Below are 16,936 nucleotides of genomic sequence, written 5' to 3' on the forward strand. Positions count from 1 at the left end.
CAGAGAGCGGTCCATTGCTTTCGATCTGTCTTGCGCCTGCATGATCGGGCTAAATCAAGACATTCTATGATCAGATCGACACGACACTTTGAAAGCACCTTAATGTCGTAACCGAGTGATGATAATGCTATGAATGGCCGCTCTGAAGCATCGCAAACTCGCGCGGGAATGGCGACAAAGGGGCGGCACCTACCGATGGCAGCCAGCACCGGCGAATAGCGGTTCTGCTGCCGTTGTCTTTCCAAACCGGTCGGACCGGAATCGACCAGTCTTAGGTACCTAAGATGGAAAAGCAGCCTGTCCACTGCTGAGAGCGAGAAATCAGCCGCTGAGCGTCTGTAATGGGTCGGCCTCCGCCTCCGGTGACGATCGATTACGCGGGCTGGGGCCCTGCGCCGAAGCGCCTTGGAGGTTTCTGCCCGACTCTATGCGAGCACCGGATTGCTTCAATCGCCTCGCGGTCGGCTTCCGCGCCCAGCAATACCGGCGTGGGCATAACTTCGCTTTGCACAAGGTCCAGCAGTTCGATTAAAGGCCGACCATCAGGATTTTGAACCACAATGAATTATCGCCATTCCTTCCATGCTGGCAACAGCGCCGACGTCGTGAAGCACAGCCTGCTGATTGCCTTGGTGCGGGCCTTGCAGCACAAGAAGGGCGCGCTGACTCTGATCGACACCCATGCCGGCTGCGGACTGTACGACCTTGGCGGTGACGAAGCTCAACGCACCGGCGAGGCCGCGGGGGGCGTGCTGCGGGCCTTTGCCGACCCGAACCCCTTGCTGGATGATTACCGCGCCGCCGTACAAGCGGTGAATGTGGGTGACGAACCGCTCTTTTACCCCGGCTCACCGCGGTTTCTGGCGCAGCTTTTGCGCCCGCAGGATGTCCTGATCCTCAACGAAAAGCACCCGAAGGACGCCTATACCCTGCGTGGCGTGATGCGGGGCACCAGCGCGGCCGTGCACGAACGCGACGCCTACGAGCTTTGGCTGGCTATGGTGCCGCCCCGCACCGCGCGCGGGGTGGTAGTGGTCGACCCGCCCTTCGAGCAACCGGACGAACGCGCGCGCATCACCGCCACCCTAGCCGTCGCTCACCGCAAATGGGCGCATGGCGTGACGGTGATCTGGTATCCGCTGAAAGACCGGGCCACGCATTGGCAGTGGAAGGCGCAGTTGCGCAAGCTCGGCATCCCGAAATTGCTGGTGGTGGAGCATTGGCTATATGATAGCGAGCAGCCCGGCATCTATAACGGCGCGGGCCTCTATATCGTCAATCCGCCCTACGCATTCACACAGGCGCTGCCGTCCCTGCTAGAAGCTTTGCGCGCGGCGTTGGCACCCGAAGGGCATAAAGGCGAGATCATATCCGGTTGGCTGGGAGATTAAGATAAACCCACATCCTACCCTTCTCTCGGAGAGGGAATTGTCGGGCTTTAAGGGAGGCCGCCTGCACAGGCAATCTGGCTGCGTTCGCCGCGCCTCAAGGAACTGGCCGAGTATCAGGCGACGCGCGCGAGATATGGGTGGAGTGCGGCCACTGGCATGCTAAAGGCATGTCATGCTTCATACACCCGGCCGCAGCGGCACTGTCGAGATCGACGGTTTCAAATATGATTGGGAACTCCTCAGCGAACCTCAGTTGTCATCTTCCGATGGCTGGAAGGGAATGACGGTTTCCCTGCGTCAGCAAGACATGCCGCGTCAAGCCGTGCTGGAATTTCCGGCGCCAAAGCGCCTGATGAAAGGATTGCCGAAAGGGCGTCTGCATATCAACGGCGCGATTGCTTCGCGCGGCGTGCGGGCAGCATTGTCGGCAGGGTGGGATCCGGCGTCGCGAGGCAAGCCCATTATATTCATGGTCGATGCCAACGGCGATTAAGCGGACGGAAATCGTGCGCTCCTACCAACGCAGATATAGACTTAGTCGGACAATATCGTGCCATCGGCCCGCTCACGCACTGGAAAAGCGGTCGGTCCGCACCTCGGGACCGCAAATTCGGTGATGAATGGCTGAGAATGGTCGTCCCCCGGCGACTTTTACGCCCACATCGCTACGGCGCTGATGGAAAGTAGGATCGTGACAGCGATGCCCGCCCATACCTGCAAACGCCCTTCTCAAAAGCCGACGATCAACATATCCAGCGCGGCGCTGATGGCATCCTGCTTCGGGCTGAGGGATTGTACGACCTCGCCCAATTCACGAACCGGAACGCTGGCAGCGAACTGCGTCACCATCACCAGCCGTTCACCCTCCACATCAAAAATTGGGTTCAAGCGGATGGCTGCTTTGGGTGCCTCACCGATCGGCAGAAGCGGCACGACCAGACGCGTATTAAGATCATTCAAAAGGTCGGCCTGGCAATCGAACACATGGCATCCGCCCAGCTTCTGCCGATACACATCAAACTTGGCCATTAAAACCGACGATACTGGCCCAAGGGCAGACCCCGACGATCCACATAGCTGTTCGAGCTTTCCAGCGCAGACGCATTTTCCTCTTTCCAAAGGCGGCCACGTTCTTTGGCGATCTGCTCGGTCAGTCCGACCTCACAAGCGCGGGAAATATTGATGCCCAGCCGCTTTGCTTCAGCCACAAGCGCTATATCCAGCGACACATTAGTCGGCTTGCGAGCCTGCGTCGCCAAATCATACTCGTGCCTGCCCATCAGAGCCTCCTCAAATTCATGCGCACATATATGCGCATTTTTGGCAGGGCCGTCAACCTTGTCAGACCGTGAAACATAAGCGCAGTTATCAAACTTTCGACCGCGATTAGCCGCTTTCTCCCTTTCTGCGTTCGAAACTTGCCGGACTGTAAGCGGCCACTCCTGGACATACGAGATGGAAAACCGGACCGACCGGACCTGGAAGCGAAAAATTGGGAGTTAAGCGGCCGGGATGGGTCGGTGATGAACCATCGGCGGGATTGCCTTGGGTGGACCGTGATCAAGCCCTATATTCTGGATTTCAACCTTTCTCCGGGGAGAGTCGATGAACCCGTTTCCTCACGATATTTTTACCGAGCCGACCGGCGTCGATCCTGACACGCTCGCCAATCTGGGGCCACTTGCGAGGTTTGCCGGTCGCTGGGAGGCCCATAAGGGCATCGATATCAACCCGAAAGCCGACGCTCCCGAGCGGCGTGTGTTCATTGAGCGTGTTTCGTTCGACGCGATCGATCCGCAAACCAACGGCCCGCAGCTTTTCTACGGCCTGCGATACCACACCCATATCACGACCAAGGAAGAGGACATCACCTTTCACGATCAGGTCGGTTACTGGCTCTGGGAACCGGCGACCGGACTGATCCTGCAGACATTGGCGATTCCACGTGGGCAAGTCGCGCTGGCCGCAGGCCAAGCCAAGGCTGGCGACGATAATCTATCGCTGGTCGCGACACGCGGACAGACGCAGGATGGGATATGCTCGACCGCCTTCCTCGAATATGGTTTTCGAACGGATGCATACCGGATCGATATCCGCTTCGATGGCAACGATAGCTGGAGCTATGATATCCGCACCACTCTTATCGTCCACGGCAGGTCTGAGCCGTTCGACCATCACGATACGAATACCCTCAGGCGTGTGGCGCCGGGCAAACCCAATCCTCTCAAGCAGATTCTGGACCGACGGGCGAAACCGCGCTGATGCGGCCGATGCGGGGCTATGTCCGCTTCCGAGAAGCAGAGTTTGACGCCTGAACGACCACAAAAGATCGGCGGCAGAAGCTGGGCGCGATCAGTCGTCGGTTCGTTCCCACGGCGCGTGATAGTGGTGCCGGACGGCGACGTCTGAGGCTTCGACCATCTGGACCCACAGCCGCTGCAGTATGCCTTTCGGCTTTGGCGACCCGTCAGCGGGCGCAGCCGTCCTCGGCAGGAATTCTGTGTAGTTCATTGGACCGCCCTTGTGATGAGAGATGCCGCCAGCGTCAGCATGACGATCGCCACGATCGCATCCAGCACGCGCCATGCGGCTGGCCGGGCGAACAGCGGCGTCAGCATACGCGCGCCGTAGCCGAGGGCGGTGAACCAGACGATGCTTGCGCTCGCAGCTCCGGCGACGAACACGGGGCGCAGCGCCGCCGGATGGGCCGAACCTGCCGCTCCCATCAGCAGCACCGTGTCGAGATAAACGTGCGGGTTGAGGAAGGTGAAGGCGGCGGTGGCGCCGAGGGCACGGCCGAGCGTGATCCCGCCCTGCGCCATCACCGGCATCGCCTCAGGCGCCATCGCGCGCTGGAAGGCCCTGAGACCGTACCAGCTTAGGAACAGCGCGCCGCCGATCGTAAGGGCGAAGGTCAACTGCGGCATGGCACCCAGCAGCGCGCCGACGCCGCTGACGCCTGATGCGATCAGGATTGCGTCCGCGCTCCCGCAGAACAGCACGATCGGCCCCACATGCTCGCGTTTCAGCCCCTGTCGTAGGACGAAGAGATTTTGCGCACCGATCGCCATGATCAGTGCCGCCGACATCGCAAAGCCGGTGAGGAAAGTGGGAAGAGCGTTCGTCATCAGGCAGCCTATGGCCTGTTCATCTGATTCAGGAAAACTTGTTCTTCTAATCCTGATGAAGTAGCGCTTCATCATGCTTGATTATCCCGCCCTTGCCGCCGTTGCGACCGTCGTGCGGGAAGGCAGCTTCGAGCGAGCGGCCGAACGGCTGGGCATCACGCCTTCGGCGGTGTCCCAGCGTGTGAAGGCGCTGGAGGAACGGCTGGGCACCATCCTGATTGTCCGGGGGCAACCCTGCTCCGCGACCGACCTTGGCAGGCGCCTCTGCGCGCATGTCGATCAGGTCCAGCTTCTGGAGGCCGATCTGGCCCCATCGCTGTCGCTTACGGCGAGTGGGTCTGAAGCGCCCGTCACGCTCAAGGTCGCCGTCAATTCGGACAGCATCGCGACCTGGTTTCCCGAGGCGGCGGCCGACTTCGCCCGCAATACCGGCTTTCTGCTCGAATTCATCATTGAGGACGAGGCGCACACCGCCGACCGGCTTCGATCCGGGGAGGTGGTCGCGGCTGTTTCGGCGGACCCTGGCGCAGTGCAGGGGTGCAGAACGATCGAACTGGGCGGCCTGGAATACCAGGCCTGCTCCAGTCCGGATTTCGTCGCCCGCCATTTTCCAAACGGGGTGACCGAAGAGGCGCTGCGCCAGGCGCCCTGTCTGCGCTTCGAACGAAGGGACGGGCTGCAGGCGCGATGGGCGCAGGAGAAGCACGGAATCGAACTGGACGCGCCGATGCACTTGGTGCCTTCGACCTTCGGCTTTCTCAATTTCGCGCTCGAGGGCATGGCCTGGGGAATGCACCCTGTCATGCTGTCGCGTCCGCGCATTGAGCAGGGCCTGCTGGCTGAGCTGACCCCCGGCACGTCGCTTCAGGTCAAGCTCTACTGGACGGTCACGAGGCTTCATGCCTCGGCGTTGAAGACGCTGACGGATGCGGTTCGACGCATAGCTAGATTGAGGCTAACTCAGTCAGGCTGATCGTCGGGGCCGCTGTTCACATGCTTTGGCTCTGAAGAAGGCGGTTGGCTATCGGTCTTCTCTGCATCTTTCTGCCAGATGTCGAGGTAGGGGTTCGTTGAGGCACTGACCGAACAAGCTCCAGTGATGCCTCGCTGGAACGGCGTCCAAACGGACAGCGCCTTGCTTCAATGCGACATGCCTCGATCTTGGATGGCGGCACTGATACACGCTCCGCCATCTTGATCGGCGGAGCGCCGGCCCTATCTGCTCCCGATCGCCGACGACGTTGGAGCATGTGCCATACCCTATCTCATCATGGCTCTGCCATCCCTGCTGGTCATCGTCCAATTCCTGTGGTCCCTGCCGATCGCGCTGGCTGCGAAGGTCGCCGTCGCGCTGCTGATGCTCTTTGCCTCGCAGTTCATGCTGTGGAGCCGCCTGTCCTCCGGATCAGTCTTTGCGCCCGAGTTCCCCCGTCCGATCATCCTCCTCTTCAACTGGGCGGGCGGGACGATCCTATTTCTGGCGGCGCTGCAGCTACTGCTGGATGTGGTAATGCTGGGCCTTTGGCTAGGCGGGTCAAGCGCGGTCGTTCCTCTTAGCGTCCGCTGGGGCATGACGGCAGTCGCCATGATCCTCGCGACCGTGGGGGTGGCAAACGCGGTGCGAGTCCCGCCGGTTAAGGACGTCGGCATCGCTATTCCCGGCCTTCCGGCAAAGTTCGACGGCTACACGCTCCTGCAGCTGACTGACCTGCATATCAGTCGCCTCTTTCCAGCCAGCTGGACGCGCCACCTTGTTGAGCGAGCCAATGCGCTGGATGTGGATCTGATCGCCATCACTGGCGACGTCATTGACGGCAGCCTCGCCATGCGCCGGGAGGATGTCGAGCCGCTGCGACAGCTGAGCGCACGGGACGGCGTACATATGAGCCCGGGCAATCATGAATATTTCCTAGGCTACCAAGAGTGGATGCGGCATTTCACGAGCATGGGCATGCATATCCTGGAGAACGCCCACGTGGTGCTTGAGCGGATGGGGCATCGACTTGTCCTCGCCGGCGTTACGGATCGCTCGGCGCATGCGACCGGCATGCCCCCGCCGGACCTCGCAGCCGCGCTGGAAGCTGCGCCCTCAGGCGTGCCGATCCTGCTCTTCGATCACCAGCCCGGCGCAGCGCGGCAGGCGGCCGCTCGCGGTGTGGCGCTGCAGTTGTCCGGTCATACCCATGGCGGCATGATGCCCGGCCTCGATCGGCTCGTTGCGCTTGGCAATGCGGGCTTTGTTTCGGGCGTCTATGCCGTAGACGGTATGACACTCTATGTGAACAACGGAACCGGTATCTGGCCCGGCTTCGCAATGCGACTGGGGCGTCCATCGGAGTTGACGCGCATAACGTTGCGCCGCGCCTCCTGAACGATGCCGCGGCAAACGATCAGTTGAAGGTCCATTCAAGGCAGGCGATCTGAATGCAGGTAACGGCGATACTATTGGGAAGCCGTAATTACCTCTCAGACGTCCGCAATGGGTCGAAGGCGGAAACGGCTGCATTACGCCATTAATCGCCGTTAAATGTCCAAACTCAGCTTCCCCGATCCAGAAATACATCCCTATCCGGCGTCGCAAAAATAGATACACACCGTGTATCTGATATGGTAAGAAGAGGTGTAAAGGACTAAACCCATGCCACGTACAACAGCTTCCTCGGAAACGCCGCTCCAGGCCGTCAATCTGCGTGTTCGAATGGACACGCAGTCCCTGATTGATCGTGCGGCGAATATGCTTGGCCGTACGCGCTCCGATTTCATGATTGCTGCGTCCAAGCAGGCGGCCGAAGATGCCATCCTCGATCAACGTGTTATTTCGGTGTCGCCGGAAGCATATAGCGAGTTTTTGGATATGCTCGATCGCCCCGCGCAAGCGAATGAACAGCTGCGCAAGACGATGCAAACGCCCGCACCTTGGGAGTCCCAGTGACGATCGTCGCTCCAGTGCCGCTTGATGATGGTCATCTGCTAGACGAATTCATATCCGGTACAGCTTCGCTGGACGATTGGCTCAGGCGCCGCGCGCGTGCCAATCATGAGAGCAGAGCAAGCAGGACTTTTGTCCTGTGCGATGACGCGCGTGTTGTCGCCTATTATTCGCTGGCGTCTAGTTCGATCGCCTGCACAGAGGCCGTAGGACGCCTCCGCCGAAATATGCCCGATCCTATTCCGGTTATAACCTTGGCTCGCCTGGCGATCGACCAAGCCAAGCAGGGCAAAGGCTTTGGAAGGGCTCTCATTTGCGATGCTGGCCGCCGGGTGATTGCCGCCGCCGATCTCGTTGGTGTCCGGGGGATGATAGTCCATGCAATCAGCGAAGATGCAAAGCAATTTTACCTGCGGTGCGGTTTCCTACAATCGCCTACCAACGAAATGACGCTCATGATTCCGCTCTCCGATTTGAAAGCGGCAGCTTGATTGTTGCACATCCAAAATCTTGCGATGATGATTCGCGGTAGAGTGAATAGCGCTATTTCTGTTGTGTTGATCCAGATACGATAGGTGGCAAAGCGCCATTCCCGGTCATTCCATCTCCAGATACCTAGCACCGAGACTCGCCGTATGTGGAAATGAGAATATGAGCCGTATCATGACGTCGGCTGGGACACCGACGTGCGCAAGCGTACAGGATGCGATGGGTTGGACGAAATACAGCGCAAACAAGCGGCTACGCAACGCTGCCTCAGCCTTCGACACTTCGACTGCGCCGGAGTCCCTCGCCTTCGCCGGATCCGAAGTGTGCGAGGGCGTGGCCTCCTACCGAGAAAAGCTCGCGCCGGTTTTCGTCAGCCTGAAGCGTGACTGATCCGACCTCACCGCACTCTCAAATATTATCCTATATCAGTGCTTGCGCACGAATTCGGCCCGAAGGACCAGGCCTTTGATGCCTTCATAGCGGCAATCAATTTCCTGTTCGTCACCGGTGAGCCTGATCGATTTGATCACGGTACCCTTACGCAGCGTCTGGCCGGCGCCTTTGACCTTCAGGTCCTTGATCGTGATGACGCTATCGCCGTCCGCCAGAAGGTTGCCGGCGGAATCACGTACTTCGACTTGGCCAGCCTCCTGGGCCTTCGCGGCAGCCTCTTCCGCGGAGATCCACTCACCCGAAGCTTCATCATAGACATGGTCGTCGTTCGTTGGGTTCATTTCGAAATTCATCTGGTTGTCGATCAGTTTAGCTTTTCGGCCGCAGCCGTTGGAGCACCGGCGATCGCTCTTGCAACGCGCAGGGCCTCAGGAAAATCATCGCTGATGATCACACGCCGGTCCGCCGGACCCAGTGAAACCCGCTTTAGCATCGCCATGGGCTGCGCCTGGATGCCTGAGACTATGATCTGCGTGCCAGCGGATGCCGCTTGCCGGACGATTTCCTCGATCGTCGTCACGCCGCTCGCATCGAGGAGGGGCACACGCCGCATGCGAAGAATAATGACTTTTGGCGGAGGCCCGATCCGTCGTAGCGTGTCGAGCAATTCGTTCGCGACGCCAAAGAAAACCGGTCCTTCGATACGGAATACTTCGACCCCTGGGGGAAGCGCATCGCGCTGGTGGATATCTTCCCCTTCCTCCTCGGACGATAGCGCGCCGTTGCCGCTGTCGTTTGCAATCTCCACCGTTTGGCTCATGCGCATCATGAAGAGCAGCGAGGCGAGCGTCACGCCGACGCCGATGGCAACCGTGAGATCGACCAGAACGGTCAGGCCAAAAGTCAAGAGCAACAGGCTGCGATCGCCATTGGGCATGCGTAGCAACTGGATGAAGCGATGATGTTCGCTCATGCCCCAGGCAACCATGAACAGGATGGCCGCAAGCGCCGCCAGCGGCACATAGGCCATGAGATCCGAGGCGAACAGGATGAACAGGAGCAGAAACAGCGCATGCATCATGCCGGCCATGGGCGTGATCGCGCCGGCCTTGATGTTGGTCGCAGTGCGGGCAATGGCCCCCGTCGCAGGCAGGCCGCCGAACAGTGCCGACGCGATGTTCGCTATCCCCTGACCTACGAGTTCCTGATTGGACCGGTGCCGTGAACCGATCATGCCATCGGCCACGACGGCGGAGAGGAGCGCTTCGACCCCGGCGAGAAAGGCGATGGTGAATGCGGACGGAACGACCGATTGGAGCTTGGCGAGGGAAAGGTCCGGCAACGCCGGAGCGGGAAGGCCGGTGGGCAGGTCAGGGAAACGCGACCCGATCGTTTCGACGGGGAGATGGAAGAGTGCGACTGCCGCTCCTGCCGATGCAACGGCGATCAGGAAGCCCGGCAACCGTGGCGCCCATTTGCGAAGGGCGATGATCAGCGCCAGCGACCCTGCGCCCACCGCCAGAGTGACGATCCGGATGCTGTCGAGCGCAGCGAAATAGGCTCCCCATTTGGGCAGGAAGTCGGCTGGCACATGGCTCATCGACAGGCCGAGAAAATCCTTCACCTGGCTCGACGCGATGATGACCGCGATGCCCGCCGTGAAACCCGTGACCACCGGCTGGGGAATGAAGCGCACGAGGCTGCCCAGGCCTGAATATCCGGCGACGATCAGCATGAGGCCCGCCATCAGGGTCGCAAGGAGCAGGCCGTCATAGCCGTGCTGTGCAATGACACCGAAAACGACGACGACGAAGGCGCCGGTCGGCCCACCGACCTGGACTCGCGAACCGCCAAGGGCTGAAATCAGGAAACCGGCTATGACAGCGGTGACCAGTCCCTTGTCGGGAGAGGCGCCGCTCGCGATTGCCAACGCCATGGCCAAGGGCAGCGCGACGATTGCGACCGTGAGGCCGGCAACGCAATCGCGCCGCATCCGGTCGATCGAATAGCCCTCGTGCAGGACCGTGATCAGCTTCGGCGTGAAAGCGATCAGTCGCCCATCAGGATGCATCGTCTTCGGCCGTTTGATCGAACAGGACCGACGGTACGCGCCGGGGCTGTCGGCTGGCAGTGGAATCTTTGAGACGGACGCCGCGCCCTGCGCCATTGCTCGGGGCATTTTCCCCGATGATCTCGATCCCTGCCGCCTCGAGCGCATTGATCACCTTCACCAATGTCTCAACGACGCTTCGCACCTGCCCATCGGATGCTTCCATCCGCTGGATCGTCGGCAGGGATACGCTTGCCAGTGCGGCGAGTTGGCGTTGATCGATACCGAGCAAGGCTCGCGCGGCCCGCATTTGTTGAGACGTGATCATGAGCGCCTACATGATGTATAAAACATCAAATTACAATCTTTTATAGCATATATGCGATATGATAAGTGAATATCAGATTATATATCATCTGCTCGCGGCTCAAGATGCCGCGACACGGCGAACGACATTGGCGAGGGCTTGACCCGCCGAGGGTCTCTTCATCGTGAGCAGAAGGATGGGTCAGGAAATGTGACGGGAATGAGTGCAAGGAAATGATGACGACTGATGAGCCCACATTTGCCGACGCCGCCCTCCGCGACATGGTAAGACGAATCCCGCAATGGTTGCGAGCCGATCTGAACGCGATGGACCCCATGCTTAGGGAGCGGGCCGAGGACGCATTGGTGGCATTGATCGCGGCATCCCTGGGAAAAGGTGGAATATGACAGCCCATCCCTGTGTCGCATATCTTGAACTACAGCTGCACCGGTTTGATGAATTCCGCTCCCGAATGGTGGTCCGTCCATCTTCCACGCGGGAGGAGGACATGCTCCTCAATGGTATAAGCCAGGCCAATCATCTGAATATAGCGGCATGGCGCGACACGTTGGCCAAACCATAAGATTTCCTCAATCTGCCCCGACCCCTCTGGCCAGCGAATGGCAGCTTTCTCCCTTTCCGCGTTCGAAACCTGCCGGACTGGAATCGACCAGCCTTGGGCGGTCAGAATAAGAAAGCGGACGGGCCGAATCTAAGGAAAAGAAATCGGCCGCTGAACGGCCGGAAAGGTGAAGGGTTGCGGGGGCTTCCCGATAGCCGACCTGCAGGTTGCCCAGCGCGCTATGCAACCTGCCGCACTCCGCATTGCGCATCCGGCGCCCAGTTGGTTCGCTGATCAGGTCCGGGCCGCCTCCGCCGTTTGCACGGCGATGAAGCGCGCTAGTGGGATCTCGGTCAGAGGTCGTTCCGAAGCCATCTCACGAGCGACGAGCGCCATTTCGATCCAGTCCGAACCGTGGCCGTCACCTCGCTGTGCGAATGCACTCCAAGCGATGACGCTGGCCCAATAGGCCCGCTTCGGTTCCAGCACCTTTTCGATAATCGCCGCGATCCGGTCTTCGATCTTGCGCTTTCCTTTGATCGCTGCGGCGACGTCGTCGCCATTCTCAAACCAGGAATCGAGCTGAGGGTTGGTCGCCAGCCACCGGCCGGATGCGCGCACTGCCTTCTCCACCGCCTTGGCATCGGTTACCGCAGCGTCGGCGTCCGCGAGCATCGAGGCAACGAGATCATCCACCGATACAAATTTGGACGCGACATCCGAGAGCCCGATAAGCGTGATAGCCTGAACGAGGCCAAACGGGGGTGGCGAGCTAGCCGGGCCGTCCGCCAAGGCGCTGCTCAGGATCAAGGCCGTGTCCTCGGCCGTCGTTTCATGGACCGACATCTCGGACGCAATATGGTCAAGCATGTCTTCGATCTCGGGCCTGCTTAGCGAGCGCGCTACCCAGGCGTCCCGCACACCATGGCCCTGCTTGATGAGAATCGATACCAGCGCGTTCTTTCTGCCCTGCTTGATCGATGCGAATATGCTTTGGGCTCCCGCCCCATCGCGCTCGGAAATCAGAAGTTCCCTGACCTGAATTGCGGGGCGCTTCTCCGGCACCGACCCGACAGCTCGCGCGGCTCTGATGATCGCGTCGATCGCACAGCGCCGATCTTCCGACACCCAGTTGCGGATCAGCATTAGGTTCGTAACCGACGTTGCTGATACAAGCCCTCGTCTGGCGGCCTCTTCCATCATGGAGGCTAACGGCGTCGCTATCGCAGGTTCTGCAAGAAGCCAACCGATAGCGGCCTCGCGCAGACTGGAATCGTCGGCGAGGACGAGACCTTCCAACAGACTGAGTTGCAGCCCGGCAGGCATGGCTGCCGTGAATTCGGCGAACTGGCTCTGGATCAGGAACGGGTCGCCCTCACAGGCTTTCACCAAGTCCTTCAACATCTCGGCAACATCTGGCGTCGGAAGATTCTGCTGGCCAGCTCCGGTCTGGATCATCGCGTGATCCATTGCGCTGCGTATATCCTCCCCCACCTCGATCCCAGCCCGTGAAAACGACGAGACAAGCGCCATCGCTGCCGTCGGCACGAGCTTGCCAATACGCATCTGCTGAGCGATCGCGGCCCTGACATTCTCCATGGCCATGGTCGCATGGCCGTTGCCGGCTTCGCTTCGCTGACGTAGCTGCTCGAGAGCCTGACCAAGCATGAACGAATATGCGTGATGCATCGTTACGTCAGGCCGCTTCTTGCGCCCTTCAGCACCGGTGAGGTCGACGATCAGCAGTAAGGCTTCGGGTTGCGCCGCTAGCATATCTCCGACGCTGTAGGCCCCGGGCGACAGTTCGCCCGAGCGGATATCGTCTCGAACCATGCATGCAATCTTCTGGATGGCGGCACGTGGCGTCACGATTGATGTTCCTTTCTCGCACGGCGATTGCGTGGCGGGTACAACTAGCAGCGGCGCGGCGACAATCCTATAGTGCCGCCGTGGGATATTTGTCTGGTTGCGACACATCATTGGGACATGGTAAGCAGCGCTATTGCGGATCACGCATGGCGCTTTGCTGCTCTTGTTGATGAGGTTTTGTGATGGTGCAGATACATCCCCAGGCCCGAACCACGCCTGTTGTGCGGGCGGAAATCGCTCGTTCTACCGAGTCTGCCAGTGTCGTCGCAAAGCGCTATGGCATCAGCGACGAAACCGTCCGCAAGTGGCGCAGACGCGGCGAGAAGGAGGTCCAGGATCGCTCAAGCCGGCCCAAGCGCCTGGCTTGGTGCATGTCCGAGGAAGAGCGCGCCATCATCTGCGCTGTGCGCAGGTCGACTGGCTTCGCCCTGGATGATCTCACCTTCGTGCTCCGGCACTTCCTGCCACACCTCAATCGCGACAGCATCTATCGGGTGCTCAAGGCCGAGGGGCTCAACCGCCGCCCACCCAAACCCACGACGCAGCCGCGCAAAGGGCAAGGCCGCTTCAAGGACTATGATCTGGGCTTCGTCCACATCGACGTAAAACATCTGCCCAAGCTGCGTACCGCGGACGGTGAGATCCGCAAGCGCTTCCTCTATGTAGCCATCGATCGCTGCTCACGGTTCGTCCATCTCGACGTCTACGACGCCGAGAATGCCGCCAACGCTATCACCTTTCTCAACGCCGCTAGGAAGGCGTTCCCTTTCCGCATCACCCATGTCCTGACCGACCGGGGATCCTGCTTCACCGCCGACGATTTTGAACGCACTTGCGCCAAGATCAAGGTCACTCATCGCAAGACAAAACCCTATACACCCCAGACAAATGGCATGGTCGAGCGCTTCAACGGCCGCATCGCCAGCGAGGTGCTGGGCATCAACGTCGCCGGCCACGCGGATCTCGAAATCCTGTTGGCCGGCTTCAACCGCGCCTACAATCGACGACGACAGCGCGCGCTCCAAGGCAGCTCACCACGCCAGAAGGTGGAGGAACGGATCGCACTGGCACCCGCGCTCGCCAATCCTCTTTACAAACCGTCGGTACCGGACGATCTTATGACTAAAGTCGACGACATCTTATATTATGCCAATGATGTGTCGCAACCAGACACTCGATCCGCAGGCTACCTCGTCAATAGCCGATTGCCGTTCAGCGGCCAGGATGGACCTTCCGAAAGATCCGCAGGTGATTACCGCTTCCTTCGGTGGAACGCCCGGAAGCTGCCAGCCAGCTAGCGCCCAGTCTTGCGCAAGCCGGAAGGGAAAGCGGATAAGGTGGATAGCTCCCGCTCACGGCATCTAAGTGCCAAGATGGGTTTGCTGTCATGCAACCCGAGCAAGGAGCCACCCGCCATGGAGATTAGCACGATCGGCCTGGATTTGGCCAAGAACATCTTTCAGGTTCACGGTATCAGCGCGACCGGTGAGGTCGTACTTTGCAAGGCGCTGCGGCGATCTCAGATGTTGCCGTTCTTCGAGAAGCTGCCGCCGTGCCTGGTAGGCGCCGAGGCCTGCGGGACATCGCATCACTGGGCGCGCGAACTGACCAGGTTGGGTCATGACGTGCGGCTGATGCCGGCAGCTTACGTGAAGCCCTATGTGAAACGCGGTAAGAACGATGCTGCCGACGCCGAGGCGATCTGCGAAGCGGTCACACGTCAGACGATGCGGTTCGTGCCTATCAAGTCGCGCGAGCAGCAGGCGGCGTTGTCGCTGCACCGCGTGCGCAGCCTGTTGATCAAACAGCGCACGCAGCTGGTCAACATGATGCGCAGCGTGCTCGCCGAACTGGGTATCGCCATCCCGGTCGGGATTGTGAAGGCACTGCAGATGGCGCGGGAGATCGTCGACGGCGAGACCAAGCTCGATCTGCCGGCCGAGGCGATCAACGTCGTCGCCATGCTGGCAGAGCAACTGCTCCAGCTGCACGTCCAGTTGCGCAAGCTCGACCTGCGTCTCGCCGCTCTGCAGCGAAGCGACGACAGAGCCAAGCGTCTGGCCACGATCCCTGGGATCGGGCCGATCGGCGCGACTGCGCTCGCCGCGTCGGTGACCGACCCAAGTCAGTTCTCGTCAGGGCGCCAGTTCGCCGCATGGTTGGGTCTGACCCCGCGGCAGAGCTCGAGTGGCGGCAAGGACCGTTGGGGCGCATTACCAAGATGGGCGACAGATATCTGCGGCAGCTTCTGGTGGTCGGCGCAACCGCGCTGGTCCGATACGCCAAGGAGAAGCCCAGCACGGTCGATCCGCGCTTTGTAGCTTTACTCGCCAGAAAACCCGCGCGCGTTGCTTCGGTCGCCATCGCTAACAAGATGGCCCGGATTGCATGGGCGGTCATGGCGCGCGGCGGCGTCTTCGAACGCGGGCATGCGCCTATGTTGGCGGGAGCATAGACTAGAAGCTTAGCTGAGGAGATCAGCTTCACGAGGTTGTAAGCGCGAAGGATGTGATGGCAAAACCGGTCGGACCGGGAACAAGGACAACCCAAGGACTGTCATAGGCGTCATAGCCTGCAAAGCCGATCGGACCTTGTTCGCGGCCCCCATCAGGGCCAGCAGTCTGCACCGACTGCATCAACAGGCCGGACAGACGACTGCACCCGACCAAAGGCCAGATCATCACTTTACACTTGCAACGCGGGAGCCATCCACAGAAGTCAGTCCGCAGTTAGGCGTAGGAAATTAGCCGCTGAGCGGCAAAGAAGGGTGGTTCGCGTGGGCAGCTTTCCCGACTGGCTGTGGATCAACGGGTTATCGGCAGGGTGACGGTTGGCAGCTGGGAACAATGGTGCGGTGGTGAGACAGGATGGCTGAGACTATTCGATCATTCCATGTGCATGCTCGCGCTTATCCTTGCCTCCGCACATTCTGCTGCCAGAAAGTCGAGCAGTGTTCTGACGGAGGGCAGTAGTCCCCGGCGGGAGGGAAAGACCGCATGGACGATCCCCGCGCGCGGTCGCCAGTCGGGCAGGACATGGACCAGGTCGCCCACCTCAACCTGGCGCCACACCATCATGGTCGGCAGTTGCACCACGCCCACGCCTGCCAGAGCCGCGTCGCGCAGCGCTGCCATGTCGTCGGTCACGAGTCGGGGCACATGTGTGACGCTCGCCGTCTCGCCCCCGACATGTTCGAGATGCCAATGATAATCCCGCTGCACCGGCCCCAGGGCGACGCTGGGCAAGCGGTTGAGATCGGCTGGAGAGGAGAGCGCCCCGCCAGCCATGAGCGCGGGGCTGGTGACGAGGCATTGGGTGCTGGCGTCGAGCCTGCGCATGATGAGGTCGGTCGGCTCCAGCGGCGGAAAGCGCACGCGGATGGCGATGTCGAAGCCCTCCGCGATCACATCGACACGCCGGTTGGTGCTTTCCAGATGGAGCTGAACGGAGGGATAGGCGCTGAGGAAGCGGGCGAACAGGGCGCCGAACTGGAAATTGATGAGCGCCACCGGGCAAGCCACGCGTATGACGCCGCGCGGTTCCGCCCGCACCTGGGCGATCACCTGATCGGCGGCCTCCGCCTCCACCAGCATGGCGACGCAGCGGTCATAATATTCCCGGCCGATCTCGGTCACGGAGAAGCGGCGTGAGGAGCGGTTGAGCAACCGCACGCCCAGCCGATCCTCCAATTGCAGGATGCGGCGGCTGAGCTTCGACTTCTGCACGCCGATGGCGCGCTCCGCAGCGACGAAGCCGCCATGATCGACCACCTGCACGAAAAAATAGAGATCGTTGAGGTCCTGCATCATCCTGTTTTT

Annotated in this window: 17 protein-coding genes and 2 pseudogenes; 11 read left to right on the top strand and 8 right to left on the bottom strand. The window is 60.5% G+C overall.

All coding sequences use genetic code 11. The features are described 5' to 3' along the window. The first annotated feature begins 560 nt into the window (after window positions 1-560). Together HUK73_RS19220 and HUK73_RS19225 are read left to right on the top strand one after the other, a co-directional pair. Window positions 561-1,391 (top strand): 23S rRNA (adenine(2030)-N(6))-methyltransferase RlmJ, encoded by an 831-nt coding sequence (locus tag HUK73_RS19220; RefSeq protein ID WP_176593477.1) that lies wholly within the window; start codon window positions 561-563, stop codon window positions 1,389-1,391. A 172-nt stretch (window positions 1,392-1,563) separates the two neighbouring features. Next, entirely contained in the window at window positions 1,564-1,884 is a 321-nt protein-coding gene (locus tag HUK73_RS19225) for a hypothetical protein (protein WP_176593478.1), read from the top strand. Window positions 1,885-2,120: 236 nt separating this feature from the next. On the opposite strand, the gene HUK73_RS19230 is transcribed toward HUK73_RS19225, so the two are convergent. Beyond that, complete coding sequence (locus HUK73_RS19230) at window positions 2,121-2,420, bottom strand: CcdB family protein (RefSeq protein WP_176593479.1); 300 nt, start codon at window positions 2,418-2,420, stop codon at window positions 2,121-2,123. Then, window positions 2,420-2,671 (bottom strand): type II toxin-antitoxin system CcdA family antitoxin, encoded by a 252-nt coding sequence (locus HUK73_RS19235; RefSeq protein WP_176593480.1) that lies wholly within the window; start codon window positions 2,669-2,671, stop codon window positions 2,420-2,422. The genes HUK73_RS19230 and HUK73_RS19235 overlap by 1 nt, the downstream gene beginning before the upstream one ends. A gap of 325 nt (window positions 2,672-2,996) precedes the next feature. Between HUK73_RS19235 and HUK73_RS19240 the strand changes: the two genes are divergently transcribed. Beyond that, a complete protein-coding gene (locus HUK73_RS19240; RefSeq protein ID WP_176593481.1) occupies window positions 2,997-3,653 on the top strand; it encodes an FABP family protein in 657 nt (218 codons plus the stop codon). A gap of 245 nt (window positions 3,654-3,898) precedes the next feature. Here the strand turns inward: HUK73_RS19240 and HUK73_RS19245 are convergent, their stop codons facing one another. Further along, entirely contained in the window at window positions 3,899-4,594 is a 696-nt protein-coding gene (locus HUK73_RS19245) for a LysE/ArgO family amino acid transporter (protein ID WP_255326435.1), read from the bottom strand. On the opposite strand from HUK73_RS19245, the gene HUK73_RS19250 reads away from it, so the two are divergent. The 5 genes from HUK73_RS19250 to HUK73_RS19270 all read left to right on the top strand — a co-directional run bounded on the left by HUK73_RS19250 (window position 4,593) and on the right by HUK73_RS19270 (window position 8,327). After that, entirely contained in the window at window positions 4,593-5,492 is a 900-nt protein-coding gene (locus HUK73_RS19250; protein ID WP_176593482.1) for a LysR family transcriptional regulator ArgP, read from the top strand. The two genes, HUK73_RS19245 and HUK73_RS19250, sit on opposite strands and share 2 nt — an antisense overlap. Window positions 5,493-5,789: 297 nt before the next feature. Beyond that, complete coding sequence (locus tag HUK73_RS19255; RefSeq protein WP_218036660.1) at window positions 5,790-6,890, top strand: metallophosphoesterase; 1,101 nt, start codon at window positions 5,790-5,792, stop codon at window positions 6,888-6,890. Window positions 6,891-7,157: 267 nt separating this feature from the next. Beyond that, window positions 7,158-7,451 carry a DUF1778 domain-containing protein gene (locus tag HUK73_RS19260; RefSeq protein ID WP_176593483.1) on the top strand — a complete coding sequence of 98 codons (294 nt, stop codon included), beginning with the start codon at window positions 7,158-7,160 and terminating at the stop codon, window positions 7,449-7,451. Continuing rightward, window positions 7,448-7,939 (top strand): GNAT family N-acetyltransferase, encoded by a 492-nt coding sequence (locus HUK73_RS19265; RefSeq protein ID WP_176593484.1) that lies wholly within the window; start codon window positions 7,448-7,450, stop codon window positions 7,937-7,939. Before HUK73_RS19260 ends, HUK73_RS19265 begins: the two co-directional genes overlap by 4 nt. A gap of 160 nt (window positions 7,940-8,099) precedes the next feature. After that, window positions 8,100-8,327: a hypothetical protein gene (locus HUK73_RS19270; RefSeq protein WP_176593485.1), complete on the top strand. Its 228-nt coding sequence runs from the start codon at window positions 8,100-8,102 to the stop codon at window positions 8,325-8,327. Between the two features lie 35 nt (window positions 8,328-8,362). On the opposite strand, the gene HUK73_RS19275 is transcribed toward HUK73_RS19270, so the two are convergent. The 3 genes from HUK73_RS19275 to HUK73_RS19285 are packed head-to-tail and all read right to left on the bottom strand — an operon-like array spanning window position 8,363 to window position 10,708. Then, complete coding sequence (locus tag HUK73_RS19275) at window positions 8,363-8,671, bottom strand: alkylphosphonate utilization protein (protein ID WP_176593486.1); 309 nt, start codon at window positions 8,669-8,671, stop codon at window positions 8,363-8,365. Between the two features lie 23 nt (window positions 8,672-8,694). Beyond that, window positions 8,695-10,401, bottom strand: coding sequence for a SulP family inorganic anion transporter (locus tag HUK73_RS19280; RefSeq protein WP_176593487.1), 1,707 nt, complete (start codon window positions 10,399-10,401; stop codon window positions 8,695-8,697). After that, a complete protein-coding gene (locus HUK73_RS19285) occupies window positions 10,391-10,708 on the bottom strand; it encodes a helix-turn-helix domain-containing protein (protein WP_176593488.1) in 318 nt (105 codons plus the stop codon). The genes HUK73_RS19280 and HUK73_RS19285 overlap by 11 nt, the downstream gene beginning before the upstream one ends. Before the next feature lie 212 nt (window positions 10,709-10,920). Between HUK73_RS19285 and HUK73_RS19290 the strand changes: the two genes are divergently transcribed. Further along, window positions 10,921-11,094, top strand: coding sequence for a hypothetical protein (locus tag HUK73_RS19290; protein ID WP_176593489.1), 174 nt, complete (start codon window positions 10,921-10,923; stop codon window positions 11,092-11,094). A 449-nt stretch (window positions 11,095-11,543) separates the two neighbouring features. On the opposite strand, the gene HUK73_RS19295 is transcribed toward HUK73_RS19290, so the two are convergent. After that, on the bottom strand, window positions 11,544-13,118 hold the full coding sequence (locus tag HUK73_RS19295) for a hypothetical protein (RefSeq protein ID WP_176593490.1): 1,575 nt from the start codon (window positions 13,116-13,118) through the stop codon (window positions 11,544-11,546). A gap of 182 nt (window positions 13,119-13,300) precedes the next feature. On the opposite strand from HUK73_RS19295, the pseudogene HUK73_RS19300 reads away from it, so the two are divergent. Further along, a pseudogene (locus HUK73_RS19300) lies at window positions 13,301-14,290 on the top strand (IS481 family transposase); the annotation flags it as partial. A gap of 243 nt (window positions 14,291-14,533) precedes the next feature. Then, a pseudogene (locus tag HUK73_RS19305) lies at window positions 14,534-15,573 on the top strand (IS110 family transposase). A gap of 430 nt (window positions 15,574-16,003) precedes the next feature. Here HUK73_RS19305 and HUK73_RS19310 read toward each other — a convergent pair. Beyond that, complete coding sequence (locus tag HUK73_RS19310; protein WP_255326436.1) at window positions 16,004-16,927, bottom strand: LysR substrate-binding domain-containing protein; 924 nt, start codon at window positions 16,925-16,927, stop codon at window positions 16,004-16,006. Between the last annotated feature and the right edge of the window lie 9 nt (window positions 16,928-16,936).

It is taken from the genome of Sphingobium sp. EM0848 (assembly GCF_013375555.1).
Taxonomy (GTDB): Bacteria; Pseudomonadota; Alphaproteobacteria; order Sphingomonadales; family Sphingomonadaceae; genus Sphingobium.

Excerpts from the sequence above, each read along its gene's own strand:
- HUK73_RS19220 (WP_176593477.1), top strand. The coding sequence starts at position 561 with ATGAATTATCGCCATTCCTTCCATGCTGGCAACAGCGCCGACGTCGTG.
- HUK73_RS19225 (WP_176593478.1), top strand. The coding sequence starts at position 1,564 with ATGCTTCATACACCCGGCCGCAGCGGCACTGTCGAGATCGACGGTTTC.
- HUK73_RS19230 (WP_176593479.1), bottom strand. The coding sequence starts at position 2,420 with ATGGCCAAGTTTGATGTGTATCGGCAGAAGCTGGGCGGATGCCATGTG.
- HUK73_RS19235 (WP_176593480.1), bottom strand. The coding sequence starts at position 2,671 with ATGGGCAGGCACGAGTATGATTTGGCGACGCAGGCTCGCAAGCCGACT.
- HUK73_RS19240 (WP_176593481.1), top strand. The coding sequence starts at position 2,997 with ATGAACCCGTTTCCTCACGATATTTTTACCGAGCCGACCGGCGTCGAT.
- HUK73_RS19250 (WP_176593482.1), top strand. The coding sequence starts at position 4,593 with ATGCTTGATTATCCCGCCCTTGCCGCCGTTGCGACCGTCGTGCGGGAA.
- HUK73_RS19245 (WP_255326435.1), bottom strand. The coding sequence starts at position 4,594 with ATGATGAAGCGCTACTTCATCAGGATTAGAAGAACAAGTTTTCCTGAA.
- HUK73_RS19255 (WP_218036660.1), top strand. The coding sequence starts at position 5,790 with ATGGCTCTGCCATCCCTGCTGGTCATCGTCCAATTCCTGTGGTCCCTG.
- HUK73_RS19260 (WP_176593483.1), top strand. The coding sequence starts at position 7,158 with ATGCCACGTACAACAGCTTCCTCGGAAACGCCGCTCCAGGCCGTCAAT.
- HUK73_RS19270 (WP_176593485.1), top strand. The coding sequence starts at position 8,100 with ATGAGCCGTATCATGACGTCGGCTGGGACACCGACGTGCGCAAGCGTA.
- HUK73_RS19275 (WP_176593486.1), bottom strand. The coding sequence starts at position 8,671 with ATGAACCCAACGAACGACGACCATGTCTATGATGAAGCTTCGGGTGAG.
- HUK73_RS19280 (WP_176593487.1), bottom strand. The coding sequence starts at position 10,401 with ATGCATCCTGATGGGCGACTGATCGCTTTCACGCCGAAGCTGATCACG.
- HUK73_RS19285 (WP_176593488.1), bottom strand. The coding sequence starts at position 10,708 with ATGATCACGTCTCAACAAATGCGGGCCGCGCGAGCCTTGCTCGGTATC.
- HUK73_RS19290 (WP_176593489.1), top strand. The coding sequence starts at position 10,921 with ATGATGACGACTGATGAGCCCACATTTGCCGACGCCGCCCTCCGCGAC.
- HUK73_RS19310 (WP_255326436.1), bottom strand. The coding sequence starts at position 16,927 with ATGATGCAGGACCTCAACGATCTCTATTTTTTCGTGCAGGTGGTCGAT.